Genomic DNA, 12,231 nt, shown 5'->3' with positions numbered 1-12,231 from the left:
CTTACCCGGCAACAAGACTAGACGCGATCCTTCCACACCGTCTGCACATTACAGAACTCATGCAGACCGAAATGAGAAAGCTCTCGCCCGAAGCCGCTCTTCTTCACCCCGCCAAACGCGACGCGCGCATCGCTGGCGCTGTAGCCGTTGATAAACACCCCGCCGCACTCCAGCTCACGCGCGAAGGTTTCAGCCAGCGCATCGTTCGCGGTAAAGACCGTCGCCGATAAGCCAAAATCGCTGTCGTTAGCCAGCTGCAACGCGTGCGCCGCATCGTTCGCGATGGTAATTGCCGCCACCGGACCAAACAGCTCCTGACGAAAGGCCGTCATCTGTGGGGTGACGCCGCCGAGTACGGTTGGGGCATAATAGTTACCGGTCCCGGACATCTTCTCTCCGCCGAGCAGCAGGGTCGCCCCCTCCGCCAGCGTAGCCTGCACCTGCTGATGCAGTTCATCGCGAAGATCAAATCGCGCCATCGGGCCAATATAGTTATCTTCCTCATCCGGTGCGCCCATCTTCAGCGCCTTGACCGCGTCAACAAAGCGTTGGGTAAGGGCGTCCGCCACGCCCGCTTCCACAATAAAGCGTTTTGCCGCCGCACAAACCTGCCCGGTATTCTGATAACGTCCGGCCACCGCCGCGTTGACGGCCAGATCCAGATCGGCATCGTTCAGAACGATAAACGGATCGGAACCGCCCAGCTCCAGCACGCATTTCTTCAGCGCCGCGCCCGCCTGCGCGCCAATTGCCGCACCAGCCCGAACGCTGCCGGTTACGGTCACCGCCGCGATACGACGATCATTAATCGCCTGGCTGACGCCGTCATTCGTCGCGTTCACCCAGCCAAAGACCCCCTCCGGGAAACCGGCATCCGCGAATACCTTCCCGATCAGCTCCGCCGAGCCGAGCACATTAGGCGCATGTTTAAGCAGATAGCTGTTCCCTGCCAGCAGGATCGGCACCGCACCGCGCAGCACCTGCCAGAGCGGGAAGTTCCACGGCATCACCGCCAGAACGGGCCCAAGCGGACGGTACTCAATCACCGCATTTTCGACCTGGGTAGATTCCGGGTGCAGCATCGCCGGGCCGTGTTCAGCGTACCAGTCGCAAAGGCTGGCGGACTTAGCCACCTCCGCACGCGCCTGCATAATGGGCTTGCCCATCTCCCGGGAGATAGTCTGCGCCATCTCTTCCGCACGACTACGCAGCGCCGCACCCAGATCGCGAAGTTTTTGCGCCCGGTGCGCCACGCTTTCGCGTCGCCACTGACGAAAACCGGTATCCGCCTGCGCAATGGCACGCTCAACGTCATGGGACGTTGCCCACGGGTAAGCAGCCAGCGTTTCGCCGGAAGCCGGGTTGACAGAGTGGGCATGGGTAGCAGATGAATAGGTCATGATGTTCTCCACGTAATAACAGTTGATTGATTGTGGCCTACTCTGCTATTTCTTAAAAATGAATAATACTCACCACCTTATTCACAATACGAGAACGGTATGGACTTAACTCAGCTTGAGATGTTTAACGCCGTCGCACTGACCGGTAGCATTACCCAGGCGGCGCAGAAGGTACACCGGGTGCCGTCAAACCTCACCACCCGCATCCGACAGCTAGAAGCGGATCTCGGCGTGGAACTGTTTATTCGCGAGAATCAGCGCCTGCGGCTTTCCCCCGCCGGGCACAATTTTTTGCGCTACAGCAAGCAGATCCTGGCGCTGGTTGACGAAGCGCGAATGGTCGTCGCCGGGGATGAACCGCAGGGATTATTCTCGCTCGGCGCGCTGGAAAGTACCGCCGCCGTACGCATTCCGGAAAGTCTGGCGCGGTTTAACCAGCGCTATCCGCGCATTCAGTTTGCGTTGTCCACCGGACCTTCCGGTACGATGATTGACGGCGTGCTTGAGGGGACGCTCAGCGCCGCCTTTGTCGACGGGCCGCTCTCGCACCCGGAACTGGAAGGGATGCCGGTTTACCGGGAAGAGATGATGCTGGTCACCCCTGCGGGTCACGCGGAAGTATCAAAAGCCACGCAGGTGAGCGGCAGCGACGTGTATGCCTTTCGCGCCAACTGTTCTTACCGGCGTCATCTGGAGAGCTGGTTCCATGCCGACCGCGTCACGCCGGGAAGGATCCATGAGATGGAGTCCTATCACGGGATGCTCGCCTGCGTGATTGCCGGGGCAGGCATTGCGCTGATGCCCCGCTCCATGCTGGAGAGCATGCCGGGCCATCATCAGGTGGCGGCGTGGCCGCTGGCGGAAAACTGGCGCTGGCTCACCACCTGGCTGGTGTGGCGACGCGGGGCGATGACCCGCCAGCTTGAGGCGTTTATCGCGCTGCTGAACGAGCGTCAGCCACCAGCGCCCAGTTGTTAATGATGAACGTAGTCCTGGAGTCGAAGGAAAATTTTTCCCTTCATATACAGCGTGGCCTGCCCGCCAATCAGCACGCGGTCGCCTTTCAGCTCGCAGCGCAGATCCCCGCCGCGCAAGGAGACCTGCCGGGCCGACATCTGCGTTTTACCAAGCTTTTCACTCCAGTACGGGATCAGCATGCTGTGAGCTGATCCCGTCACCGGATCTTCCGGCACCCCTTCCCCCGGGCAGAAGAAGCGGCTGACGAAATCATACTCATCCCCCGGCGCCGTAACGCAGACCATTTTCCCCAGCGGGAGCATAGCCGCGATATCCGGCGTCAGCGCTTCCACCTGCCGCTGGCTGTCGAGCACCACCATGTAGTCACGCCCCACACGCACCTCGTCTGCTGCGTTAATGCCCAGCGCGCTGAACAGCACTGCGGGTGGAGTATCAACAACCTCGGTTGACCACGCCGGGAAATTAAGCGTCAGCCAGTCGCCGCTGCGTTGTACCGTCAGATCGCCGACAAAGCGCGTGGTGAAGGTGATTTCCGTATGCGGATAATCCAGGTATTCGAAAATAACGTGAGAAGCCGCGAGGGTTGCGTGGCCGCAGAGGTTAATTTCATCCTGCGTGGTAAACCAGCGCAGTTCAAACCCGTTATCCGTTCGGACAAAGAACGCCGTCTCTGACTGATTATGCTGCTTCGCCATCTTCAGCAGCGTCTCATCCGGCAGCCACGCTTCCAGCGGACACACCGCCGCCGCATTGCCGCCGAACGCCCTGTCGCTGAAGGCATCTACCAGATAAAAATCAATTTCCTGCATCGTTGGTTCCTCTTAGATTTGTTCAGCGCAGAAATACTGTGCCCTTCAGATACAGTGCCGCCTGCCCGCCCATCCGCACGCGGTCGCCCTTGAGTTCGCAGCGTACGTCGCCACCACGGGCAGAAACCTGGCGGGCAAACATCTGTGTTTTGCCAAGCCGTTCACTCCAGTACGGGATCAGCATGGTGTGCGCGGAGCCGGTGACAGGATCTTCCGGCACGGCCACGCCTGGCGAGAAGAAACGGCTGACAAAGTCGTATTCCCCCTCGTCCCGGGCAGTGACGGCCACTTTATGCTCGCCCGGCGTCATGGCGGAGAAATCCGGATTAAGGGCTTCAACCTGCTCGCGGCTCTCCAGTACCAGCACCCAGGCGCGGCCTTTTCGCGCCTCGACGTAGTGGCTGATACCGAGTGCGGTGAGCATCTCCGGTGGCGGCGTCTGTGCCTGCGTCGGGCAGGCCGGGAAGTCCAGCGTCATCCAGTCACCTTCACGACTGACGGTCAGGCGACCAGAGGCGGTGTCAAAATGAAGGCGTGAGTCCGGATAATCCAGTTCGTGAAAAAGTACATACGCCGCGGCAAGCGTCGCGTGACCACAGAGATTAACCTCGGTGAGCGTGGTGAACCAGCGCAACTCGATCCCCCCTTTGGTACACACAAAAAACGCGGTTTCTGACTGGTTATGCTGTTGTGCCATCCGCAGTAACGTCTCATCCGGTAGCCACGCGTCGAGCGGGCACACCACCGCCGGGTTGCCGCCAAAGGAGGATGCGCTGAACGCATCTACCAGATAAAAATCAATCTCCTGCATCGTGTTACCGCCTGTTTTTGTTGTGTTGTTCTTTATCTTCGATGAAAACAACCCCGTTCGCTACCGCTGCATGAAGGTAAATTTTGTGATTCACATCACATAACGGTTGAGTTTTCGCCGTTTAAGGCTTTAAGATCGTCTCCTCATCTTTCAGGCAACGAATCCCAGATATCCCTATGACAACACACACGGTTTCCCGCAGGGTCGCGTGGCTACGCGTGGTCACGCTCGCCATCGCAGCGTTTATTTTCAACACCACGGAATTTGTTCCGGTTGGGCTGCTGTCCGATATCGCCGCCAGCTTCCATATGGAAACGGCACAGGTTGGCATTATGTTGACCATCTATGCATGGGTGGTGGCGCTGATGTCGCTGCCGTTTATGCTGCTGACCAGCCAGATGGAACGTCGTAAGCTGCTGATTGGGCTGTTTGTGGTGTTCATTGCCAGCCATGTGCTGTCATTTATGGCATGGAACTTTACCGTGCTGGTCATCAGCCGCGTCGGCATCGCGTTTGCCCATGCCGTTTTCTGGTCGATCACCGCGTCCCTCGCCATTCGTCTGGCTCCGGCGGGAAAACGCGCCCAGGCGCTGAGCCTGATTGCCACCGGAACGGCGCTGGCGATGGTGTTAGGCCTGCCGATCGGGCGCATTGTGGGACAATACTTCGGCTGGCGCACCACCTTCTTTGCCATCGGCATGGGGGCGCTGATCACCCTGGTGTGTCTGATCAAACTGCTGCCAAAACTGCCCAGCGAACACTCCGGCTCGCTGAAAAGTCTGCCGCTGCTGATGCGTCGACCGGCGCTGATGAGCATCTATCTGCTGACCGTGATTGTGGTGACCGCCCATTACACGGCCTACAGCTATATTGAGCCGTTTGTTCAGGTTGTGGCGGGCTTTAGCGCTAACTTTGCCACCGTTCTGCTGCTGATCCTGGGCGGCGCGGGGATTATCGGCAGCATCCTGTTCGGGAAGCTGGGCAATAAGCACGCGTCTGCGCTGGTAAGCAGTGCGATTGGTCTGCTGCTGGCATGCCTGCTGTTACTGATGCCTGCGGCAGGCAGCGAGAGTCATCTGGCGATCCTCAGTCTGTTCTGGGGCGTGGCAATCATGATTATTGGTCTGGGAATGCAGGTCAAAGTGCTGGCGCTGGCCCCGGACGCCACGGACGTAGCGATGTCGCTCTTCTCCGGGATTTTTAATCTGGGGATTGGAGCCGGTGCGCTGGTGGGAAATCAGATCAGCCTGCATGTATCGATGTCGGCCATTGGTTATCTCGGGGCGATTCCGGCGCTGATCGCGCTGATCTGGTCGGTGCTTATCTTCCGTAAATGGCCGGTCGCGATGGAAGAACAGTCCAGCCACGGTTGACGTTTGTTATGCCGGGTGGCGGCTTCGCCTTACCCGGCCTACGAAGCATTAATATCCGTGTTCTTCATCACCGCCAAGATAACGGAATCTTTCATCTGTCATTTTGGTCTGACAATCATAGATACCGATTCTCGTTGCCAGAGGAGTGGTTGCAGAAGACGCATCGCTTATTTTGCCGCATTTTTTAGCTTTTTCATTGATCCACATGTTCTGCTCCTTTTTCATCGAAGCTTTGACGGAATCAGGAAGATACTTCCATAGTTCGTTTAACTGGCGATCGCTATCAGAATAATTACGCGCGGCAATATTTAATTTATTATTGAGTTCAGCCTTTTGAAGTTCATCTTTATTCATGGCGAGGGTAGCCATCGCCGCTATTGATTCAGAGATATAATCTTTATTATTATATTCATATGAAACTGAAATATCTTTCCCATTATCCGCCATCGATAACGAGTAGGTAAACTTGTCCCATTGAACGCTATTGTTAAGCACCTTTCCACCATCGTTAATTATACGTCTCAGTCTGTCAGGGTAGGATGCAATGTAACCCATGATTTCAGAAGGCACAGTGAGCGTGACAGTCGCGCTACAGCTCCGCGCCTGCGCTTCGTCATCAGACGATTTTGTTGTGACATTTGCCATTACAATTGCGATTTCATTAGCTTTTGCAATGTAGTCCTTGAGCGGTTTACCGTAGAAATCCGAGGGGTTAGCGAGATAAGCTACCTGTAACTTACTGACTGCATCATCTCTTATTTTTGACTGAGCAGCAGAGATGGCATCATCGCGACCGCATTTGAAATCTGGCGTGGAATCAAACAACCCAGCATAGGCATTTAATGAAAAAAGCAGTGTACTCACTGCGATAAATGAATATTTTGCTCGCATGTCTATAACCCGAAAAGAAATGAATGCTGAACGTTACTTTAAGCGGTAATACACAGCAAGGCAGTGGATTATATTAATGCAGAAAAAATTCGATTTTCAGAATGTATTTATATTCATAAGAATTATATCCATTGCGAGTAGGCCGGGTAAGGCGAAGCCGCCACCCGGCAACGTTCTCAATGATACGTCTTAACAATCTCCAGCACGCCGTTAATAATAAACTGCACGCCCATACAGACCAGCAGGAAGCCCATCAGACGGGAGATAGCCTCAATCCCCCCCTTGCCCACCCAGCGCATAATCGCCCCGGAGCTGCGCAATGATCCCCAGACGATAATGGCGATAAGCGCAAAAATGATGGGCGGCGCAACGGTGATAACCCAGTGCGGAAATGTCGACCCATCACGCACCGTTGAGGCGGAACTGATGATCATCGCAATCGTCCCCGGCCCCGCCGTGCTCGGCATGGCTAACGGCACAAACGCGATGTTGGCGCTCGGTTCGCTTTCAAGCTCCTCCGATTTGCTTTTGGCTTCCGGGGATTCGTGCGCTTTGTGCGCCGGGAACAGCATCCGGAAACCAATAAAGGCCACAATCAGCCCGCCAGCAATACGCAGACCGGGAATCGAAATACCAAAGGTATTCATCACCAGTTGCCCGGCGTAATAAGCCACCATCATTATGGCAAAGACATAGACAGAGGCCATCATCGACTGCTGATTGCGCTCTGCGCTGTTCATGTTCCCCGCCAGCCCCAGAAAAAGCGCCACCGTCGTTAACGGGTTCGCCAGCGGCAGCAACACCACCAGTCCAAGCCCCACTGCTTTAATCAAATCCAACATAATGCACCGCAGTCCTTATCCTTATTCAACATCGCAATTATAGGGGCAAATCCTCGTCCGGAGCCATCCGACAGCGTAACCATAATTGTCTCGCGTAATTCATAACCCCAGATTATCTGTATGATTTAAAAGCGTACAGAATAAGTTCCTGAAGCGTTTTAGCATTTCGTGGCATCGGCCGATTCATTCAGTTGACTTATACTTGCCTGAGCAATAATATCTGCCGTGACTAAACTACTTGCCAGGGCAACCATTGTGAAAAGCACCAGTGACCTCTTTAACGACATAATCCCACTGGGTCGTCTTATTCATATGGTTAACCAGAAAAAAGATCGCCTGCTCAATGACTATCTGTCACCGCTGGATATCACCGCAACACAGTTCAAAGTGCTGTGTTCCATTCGCTGCGAAGTGTGTATCACGCCGGTTGAGCTGAAAAAGGTGCTCTCTGTCGATCTGGGTGCGTTAACCCGCATGCTGGATCGTCTCGTCTGTAAAGGATGGATAGAACGAAGCCCTAACCCGAATGACAAACGTGGCGTACTGGTGAAACTGACCAGCGATGGCGCGGCCATGTGTGAGCAATGTCATCAATTAGTAGGACAAACACTGCACCAGGAACTGACAAAAAACTTATCGGCAGATGAAGTGGCAACGCTTGAGCTCTTACTCAAGAAAATCCTGCCGTAAACAGAAAAAGAGGTATGACGATGTCCAGACGCAATACTGACGCTATCACCATTCATAGCATTTTGGACTGGATCGAAGATAACCTGGAATCTCCACTCTCTCTTGAGAAAGTGTCTGAGCGTTCAGGTTACTCAAAATGGCACCTGCAACGGATGTTTAAAAAAGAGACCGGCCATTCATTAGGACAATATATTCGCAGCCGCAAGCTGACGGAGATTGCCCAAAAACTGAAAGAAAGCAATGAGCCGATCCTCTATCTGGCGGAACGCTACGGATTTGAATCGCAACAGACCCTGACGCGTACGTTCAAGAACTACTTTGACGTGCCGCCTCATAAGTACCGTATTACCAGTATGCCGGGTGAATCCCGTTATCTGTATCCGCTAAAACATTGCAGTTAATCATCGCCTGTTAAGACGTAACCGAGGAAATCATGAAATTTATCGCCTCCGCCGCCCTCACCTTGCTGGTGCTGGTTTCCGGCCAGAGCTTCGCGGAGCAAACCCCCAATGCGGGGCAGCAAAATAATCGTGACACCATGATTATGCCGTCCACGCAAAACCAGTCGCCCTGGGACTTCAATCACATGGGCGCTGGCAGCGACAAATCCGACGAATTAGGCGTGCCGTATTACAACCACGACCTGTAATTCGTTTTTGCCCCGCTAATGCGGGGCTTTTTTCTGCCTTAACCCCGCACCTGCGTTGCCCGACGCACCCGCAAGCCAAAGACGTTGATATACAGCCCGGCCATAATCAGCCCTGCGCCACACAGTTGCAGCACGCTGAGCGTTTCATCCAGCAACAGTGCGGCGCTGGCAAGCCCGACCACCGGTACCAGCAGCGATAACGGCGCCACACGCCAGGTTTCATAGCGTCCGAGCAGCGATCCCCAGATACCATAGCCAATGATTGAGGCGACTAACGCCAGGTAGATCAGCGACAAAATGGTCGTCAGGTCGATCTCCACCAGGCTTTTCAACATCGCCTGCGGACCATCCAGAATAAACGACGCGGCCATAAACGGCACGATTGGGATCAATGCGCTCCAGACCACCAGCGATAAGACCGGCGGACGCGTCTCGTGCTGCATTATCAGTTTGTTAAAGATATTGCCGCACGCCCAGCTCAGCCCCGCCGCCAGGGTGAGCATAAAGCCTAGCAGCGCGACATGCTGACCGTTGAGGCTGCCTTCAATCAGCACCAGCACGCCAAAGACCGCAAGGCTAATGCCCGCCAGCTGCTTGCCCTGCAAGCGTTCGCCGAAGACAAATGCGCCGAGAATGATGGTAAAGAACGCCTGCACCTGAAGCACCAGCGAAGCCAGGCCCGCAGGCATACCGAATTTGATGGCGCAAAAAAGAAACGCAAACTGACCAAAGCTGATGGTAAGGCCGTAGCCCAGCAGCAGCTTAAGGGGAATTTTCGGGCGGGCAACGAACAGCAGCGCCGGGAAGGCCACCAGCAGGAAGCGCAGCCCCGCCAGCATCAGTGGAGGCATGTTGTGCAACCCCATTTTGATGACCACAAAATTGAGTCCCCACACCACGACAACCAGCAACGCTAACAGCCCGTCTTTCCGCGTCATTTTCCGCCCCTGAATTATTAAAATTTTGTAAACACTTCAAGGTAACAGAAAAAATAGCCCCGCGAGAAGATCATTAATTCTGGTACTGGAGAGAAGCACCTGCGGATAAATTGGGTGCTATACAAGCTGCCGATCCCATGATAATCCTGTAATAACACAACAAAAAAAGCATAAGCATTTGTCGGGCAGGAAAATGAAACCATCAATCAGGCGCTCAACCGCAGCGCTGCTGGCATCGTCATTGTTATTAACAATTGGCCGCGGGGCAACGCTGCCCTTTATGACCATATATCTCACACGCGTGTACGATATGAGCGTGGAGAATATTGGCTATGCCCTTACCGTGGCGTTGACCATCGGCGTGGTGTTTAGCCTGGGGTTTGGCATCCTGGCGGATAAGTTCGACAAAAAACGCTATATGCTGATCGCCATCGTGGCCTTTATCGCCGGGTTTGTGGCGATTCCGCTGGTGAATAACGTGACGCTGGTGGTGCTGTTCTTTGCCCTGATTAACTGCGCCTATTCCGTCTTCTCAACGGTGCTGAAAGCATGGTTTGCCGACGTGCTGACCTCCAGCGAAAAGGCGCGCGTTTTCTCACTCAACTACAGTTTCCTGAACATTGGCTGGACGATCGGGCCGCCGATCGGCACCCTGCTGGTGATGTACAGCCTGCAACTGCCGTTCTGGCTGGCCGCCTTCTGCGCCGCACTGCCGCTCGGGTTTATCCATTTCTTTGTGCAGAAAAGCATAGCCTCAGACAGCCCTGAGGAGAAAATGCCGTGGCAGCCCTCGGTGCTGCTGAAAGACCGGGCGCTGTTCTGGTACACGCTCTCCGGCCTGCTGGCGTCGTATGTGGGTGGATCGTTCGCCACCTGCATTTCCCAGTATGTCCTCGCCGCACATGCGGACAGTGATTTCGCAGAAAAGGTGGTGGCCGTTGTGCTGCCCGTCAACGCGGCGGTGGTCGTCACCCTGCAATACGCGCTTGGACGTAAGATCACCGCCAGCAATATCCGTCCGCTAATGACCGCCGCGACGCTTTTTTTCATCCTCGGGCTGGGCGGGTTTATGCTTTCCGGCGAGAACCTGATTTACTGGGGGATCGCGGCGGCGATTTTCACCCTGGGTGAAATTATTTATGCACCGGGTGAATACATGCTGATCGACAATATCGCCCCGCCGGGCATGAAGGCGAGCTATTTCTCCGCCCAGGCGCTGGGCTGGCTCGGCGCGGCGGCGAACCCGATGATCACCGGGCTCATCCTGACCCATCTGCCGCACTGGTCATTATTTATCATTATGATGGCCGCCATCATTGCGGCCTGGCTGATGATATTGCGCGGGATGAGCGTGAAAAGTGAAGATAGCGTGTCGGGTGGCGCTGCGCTTACCCGACCGACAAAACCCTAATCGTAAGCCGGGTAAGGCGAAGCCGTCACCCGGCAAAACCAACACCCTAGTGGTGCAACATCTCCTCCACCACCTGCTCTTTGTACATCTCATTCGGGTAGTAGGTCGGCCAGTTATCCATCTCTTTCAGCAGCGCCTCGTGGGAGGTGTTGCCCATAAAGATATGGAAGTGTGAAGAGGCTTTCGGCCCGATGATATGGTCGCTGAACTGCACAAACTTAGGCGCCTGGCTCGCGTTATCCTTGCACTCAAACAGGTAGCGCACGCCTTTTTTCCCCGACGCATAGGTCAGAATTTTGTAGCCGCTGTAGTCGTAGCGGCAGCTGCTCACCGTTTTGCCGCGGTGGAATTCCATCACGTTGTTTTCAATGCCGATGGCGTCCACGTCCGTCGCGTACCCCTTACGGTAGTAGGCCTTCACCTCGGCAGCGGATTTTTCTCCCTTCTGCGCTTTCTTTTCGAAAACCGGATCCAGCGAACCATCAAGCAGGAACGGATAAACGGACTGCCAGGTCCCGTCCCAGTCAGACAGCTTCCTGTCCCTGACGTCTTTATCCTCAAAGACGCCGTTAGCCGCCTTCTGTTCCGCCTCCGTCATCTGATGACCGTGCGAATGGGCAAAAAGCGAGCCGCTTACCAGCAGCGTTCCCAGAGTAAGCGCAATTTTTGCAAGTTGTGCAGCCACAGCAAAATCCTCATTCCGTTTTATAAGAATGAGGATGTTATATTATAACATTTCAGATCGCAACCAGCCCGCGAACGCCCTCCTGCTCCATGTTCTCCCCGCGCCCCTGCTGGACGATGCTGCCGCGCGACATCACCAGATACCTGTCGGCCAGCTCTGCCGCAAAATCATAAAACTGCTCCACCAGCAGGATGGCCATATCCCCCCGGTTCGCCAGGCTGCGGATCACCTGCCCAATCTCTTTAATCACCGACGGCTGAATACCTTCCGTGGGTTCATCCAGAATCAGTAACCGTGGACGGCTCGCCAGCGCGCGACCTATCGCCAGCTGCTGCTGCTGACCACCGGAAAGATCGCCTCCGCGTCGGTGCTTCATCTCCTTCAGCACCGGGAAAAGCTGCCAAATCTCCTCCGGTACGCTCCTTGCGTTTCCCGCGGAGAAGCGTGACAGCCCCATCAGCAGGTTTTCTTCTACGGTCAGACGCGGAAAAATCTCCCGCCCCTGCGGAACATAGGCCACGCCGGACTGCACCCGCTGGTGCGGTTTACTGAGAGTGATGCTCTTTCCCTGCCAGACCACCTCCCCGCCTTTCACCGGGATCAGCCCCATCAGGCACCTCAGCAGCGTGGTTTTGCCCACCCCGTTGCGCCCCAGTAGGCAGGTAACTTCCCCGACGACCGCCTCAAAGCTCACCCCGCGCAGAATATGACTTCCGCCGTAGTACTGATTCAGTTCGCTAACCTGTAACATCAC

The 12,231-nt window shown here is 55.3% G+C and carries 14 protein-coding genes; 6 read left to right on the top strand and 8 right to left on the bottom strand.

The window, feature by feature from the left end; genetic code table 11:
• Positions 1 to 17: 17 nt before the first annotated feature.
• Positions 18 to 1,400 carry a succinate-semialdehyde dehydrogenase gene (gene sad / locus KTH07_RS08740; RefSeq protein ID WP_023303728.1) on the bottom strand — a complete coding sequence of 461 codons (1,383 nt, stop codon included), beginning with the start codon at positions 1,398 to 1,400 and terminating at the stop codon, positions 18 to 20.
• A gap of 99 nt (positions 1,401 to 1,499) precedes the next feature.
• On the opposite strand from sad, the gene KTH07_RS08735 reads away from it, so the two are divergent.
• Entirely contained in the window at positions 1,500 to 2,378 is an 879-nt protein-coding gene (locus KTH07_RS08735) for a LysR family transcriptional regulator (RefSeq protein WP_017382364.1), read from the top strand.
• Here the strand turns inward: KTH07_RS08735 and KTH07_RS08730 are convergent.
• On the bottom strand, positions 2,375 to 3,187 hold the full coding sequence (locus KTH07_RS08730) for a PhzF family phenazine biosynthesis protein (protein ID WP_032619672.1): 813 nt from the start codon (positions 3,185 to 3,187) through the stop codon (positions 2,375 to 2,377). The genes KTH07_RS08735 and KTH07_RS08730 overlap by 4 nt on opposite strands.
• 22 nt (positions 3,188 to 3,209) lie before the next feature.
• Positions 3,210 to 3,998: a PhzF family phenazine biosynthesis protein gene (locus KTH07_RS08725; protein WP_017693433.1), complete on the bottom strand. Its 789-nt coding sequence runs from the start codon at positions 3,996 to 3,998 to the stop codon at positions 3,210 to 3,212.
• Positions 3,999 to 4,174: 176 nt separating this feature from the next.
• Between KTH07_RS08725 and KTH07_RS08720 the strand changes: the two genes are divergently transcribed.
• Positions 4,175 to 5,371 carry a sugar transporter gene (locus KTH07_RS08720; protein ID WP_023296611.1) on the top strand — a complete coding sequence of 399 codons (1,197 nt, stop codon included), beginning with the start codon at positions 4,175 to 4,177 and terminating at the stop codon, positions 5,369 to 5,371.
• 48 nt (positions 5,372 to 5,419) lie between these two features.
• On the opposite strand, the gene KTH07_RS08715 is transcribed toward KTH07_RS08720, so the two are convergent.
• Positions 5,420 to 6,262 carry a lysozyme inhibitor LprI family protein gene (locus KTH07_RS08715; RefSeq protein ID WP_015570536.1) on the bottom strand — a complete coding sequence of 281 codons (843 nt, stop codon included), beginning with the start codon at positions 6,260 to 6,262 and terminating at the stop codon, positions 5,420 to 5,422.
• Between the two features lie 176 nt (positions 6,263 to 6,438).
• Positions 6,439 to 7,104, bottom strand: a complete 666-nt coding sequence (locus KTH07_RS08710; protein ID WP_003857180.1) for a MarC family NAAT transporter — start codon at positions 7,102 to 7,104, stop codon at positions 6,439 to 6,441.
• 255 nt (positions 7,105 to 7,359) lie between these two features.
• On the opposite strand from KTH07_RS08710, the gene marR reads away from it, so the two are divergent.
• Genes marR through marB form a run of 3 tightly spaced genes read left to right on the top strand, consistent with a single transcriptional unit; the run spans position 7,360 to position 8,443 of the window.
• Positions 7,360 to 7,794, top strand: coding sequence for a multiple antibiotic resistance transcriptional regulator MarR (gene marR / locus KTH07_RS08705; RefSeq protein WP_017383983.1), 435 nt, complete (start codon positions 7,360 to 7,362; stop codon positions 7,792 to 7,794).
• 20 nt (positions 7,795 to 7,814) lie between these two features.
• Positions 7,815 to 8,195, top strand: coding sequence for an MDR efflux pump AcrAB transcriptional activator MarA (gene marA, locus KTH07_RS08700; RefSeq protein ID WP_001303241.1), 381 nt, complete (start codon positions 7,815 to 7,817; stop codon positions 8,193 to 8,195).
• 32 nt (positions 8,196 to 8,227) lie between these two features.
• On the top strand, positions 8,228 to 8,443 hold the full coding sequence (marB, locus tag KTH07_RS08695; RefSeq protein ID WP_015570538.1) for a multiple antibiotic resistance protein MarB: 216 nt from the start codon (positions 8,228 to 8,230) through the stop codon (positions 8,441 to 8,443).
• A 38-nt stretch (positions 8,444 to 8,481) separates the two neighbouring features.
• On the opposite strand, the gene eamA is transcribed toward marB, so the two are convergent.
• Positions 8,482 to 9,381 carry an O-acetylserine/cysteine exporter gene (eamA, locus tag KTH07_RS08690; RefSeq protein ID WP_017383984.1) on the bottom strand — a complete coding sequence of 300 codons (900 nt, stop codon included), beginning with the start codon at positions 9,379 to 9,381 and terminating at the stop codon, positions 8,482 to 8,484.
• Positions 9,382 to 9,574: 193 nt separating this feature from the next.
• On the opposite strand from eamA, the gene ydeE reads away from it, so the two are divergent.
• On the top strand, positions 9,575 to 10,792 hold the full coding sequence (ydeE, locus tag KTH07_RS08685) for an efflux MFS transporter YdeE (protein ID WP_032619675.1): 1,218 nt from the start codon (positions 9,575 to 9,577) through the stop codon (positions 10,790 to 10,792).
• Between the two features lie 46 nt (positions 10,793 to 10,838).
• Here ydeE and zinT read toward each other — a convergent pair whose 3' ends face one another.
• Together zinT and urtE are read right to left on the bottom strand one after the other, a co-directional pair.
• Positions 10,839 to 11,477 carry a metal-binding protein ZinT gene (gene zinT / locus KTH07_RS08680; RefSeq protein WP_017693437.1) on the bottom strand — a complete coding sequence of 213 codons (639 nt, stop codon included), beginning with the start codon at positions 11,475 to 11,477 and terminating at the stop codon, positions 10,839 to 10,841.
• 52 nt (positions 11,478 to 11,529) lie between these two features.
• A complete protein-coding gene (urtE, locus tag KTH07_RS08675) occupies positions 11,530 to 12,228 on the bottom strand; it encodes an urea ABC transporter ATP-binding subunit UrtE (RefSeq protein WP_032619679.1) in 699 nt (232 codons plus the stop codon).
• Positions 12,229 to 12,231: the final 3 nt, after the last annotated feature.

The organism is Enterobacter cloacae complex sp. ECL72 (genome assembly GCF_019056635.1).
In the GTDB taxonomy this organism is placed as follows: domain Bacteria; phylum Pseudomonadota; class Gammaproteobacteria; order Enterobacterales; family Enterobacteriaceae; genus Enterobacter; species Enterobacter hormaechei_C.
This window is presented reverse-complemented; position numbering and strand designations above follow the sequence as displayed.

Bases quoted from the DNA above. Each gene is read 5' to 3' on its own strand.
- sad (WP_023303728.1), bottom strand. From the start codon at position 1,400: ATGACCTATTCATCTGCTACCCATGCCCACTCTGTCAACCCGGCTTCC.
- KTH07_RS08735 (WP_017382364.1), top strand. From the start codon at position 1,500: ATGGACTTAACTCAGCTTGAGATGTTTAACGCCGTCGCACTGACCGGT.
- KTH07_RS08730 (WP_032619672.1), bottom strand. From the start codon at position 3,187: ATGCAGGAAATTGATTTTTATCTGGTAGATGCCTTCAGCGACAGGGCG.
- KTH07_RS08725 (WP_017693433.1), bottom strand. From the start codon at position 3,998: ATGCAGGAGATTGATTTTTATCTGGTAGATGCGTTCAGCGCATCCTCC.
- KTH07_RS08720 (WP_023296611.1), top strand. From the start codon at position 4,175: ATGACAACACACACGGTTTCCCGCAGGGTCGCGTGGCTACGCGTGGTC.
- KTH07_RS08715 (WP_015570536.1), bottom strand. From the start codon at position 6,262: ATGCGAGCAAAATATTCATTTATCGCAGTGAGTACACTGCTTTTTTCA.
- KTH07_RS08710 (WP_003857180.1), bottom strand. From the start codon at position 7,104: ATGTTGGATTTGATTAAAGCAGTGGGGCTTGGACTGGTGGTGTTGCTG.
- marA (WP_001303241.1), top strand. From the start codon at position 7,815: ATGTCCAGACGCAATACTGACGCTATCACCATTCATAGCATTTTGGAC.
- marB (WP_015570538.1), top strand. From the start codon at position 8,228: ATGAAATTTATCGCCTCCGCCGCCCTCACCTTGCTGGTGCTGGTTTCC.
- eamA (WP_017383984.1), bottom strand. From the start codon at position 9,381: ATGACGCGGAAAGACGGGCTGTTAGCGTTGCTGGTTGTCGTGGTGTGG.
- ydeE (WP_032619675.1), top strand. From the start codon at position 9,575: ATGAAACCATCAATCAGGCGCTCAACCGCAGCGCTGCTGGCATCGTCA.
- urtE (WP_032619679.1), bottom strand. From the start codon at position 12,228: ATGTTACAGGTTAGCGAACTGAATCAGTACTACGGCGGAAGTCATATT.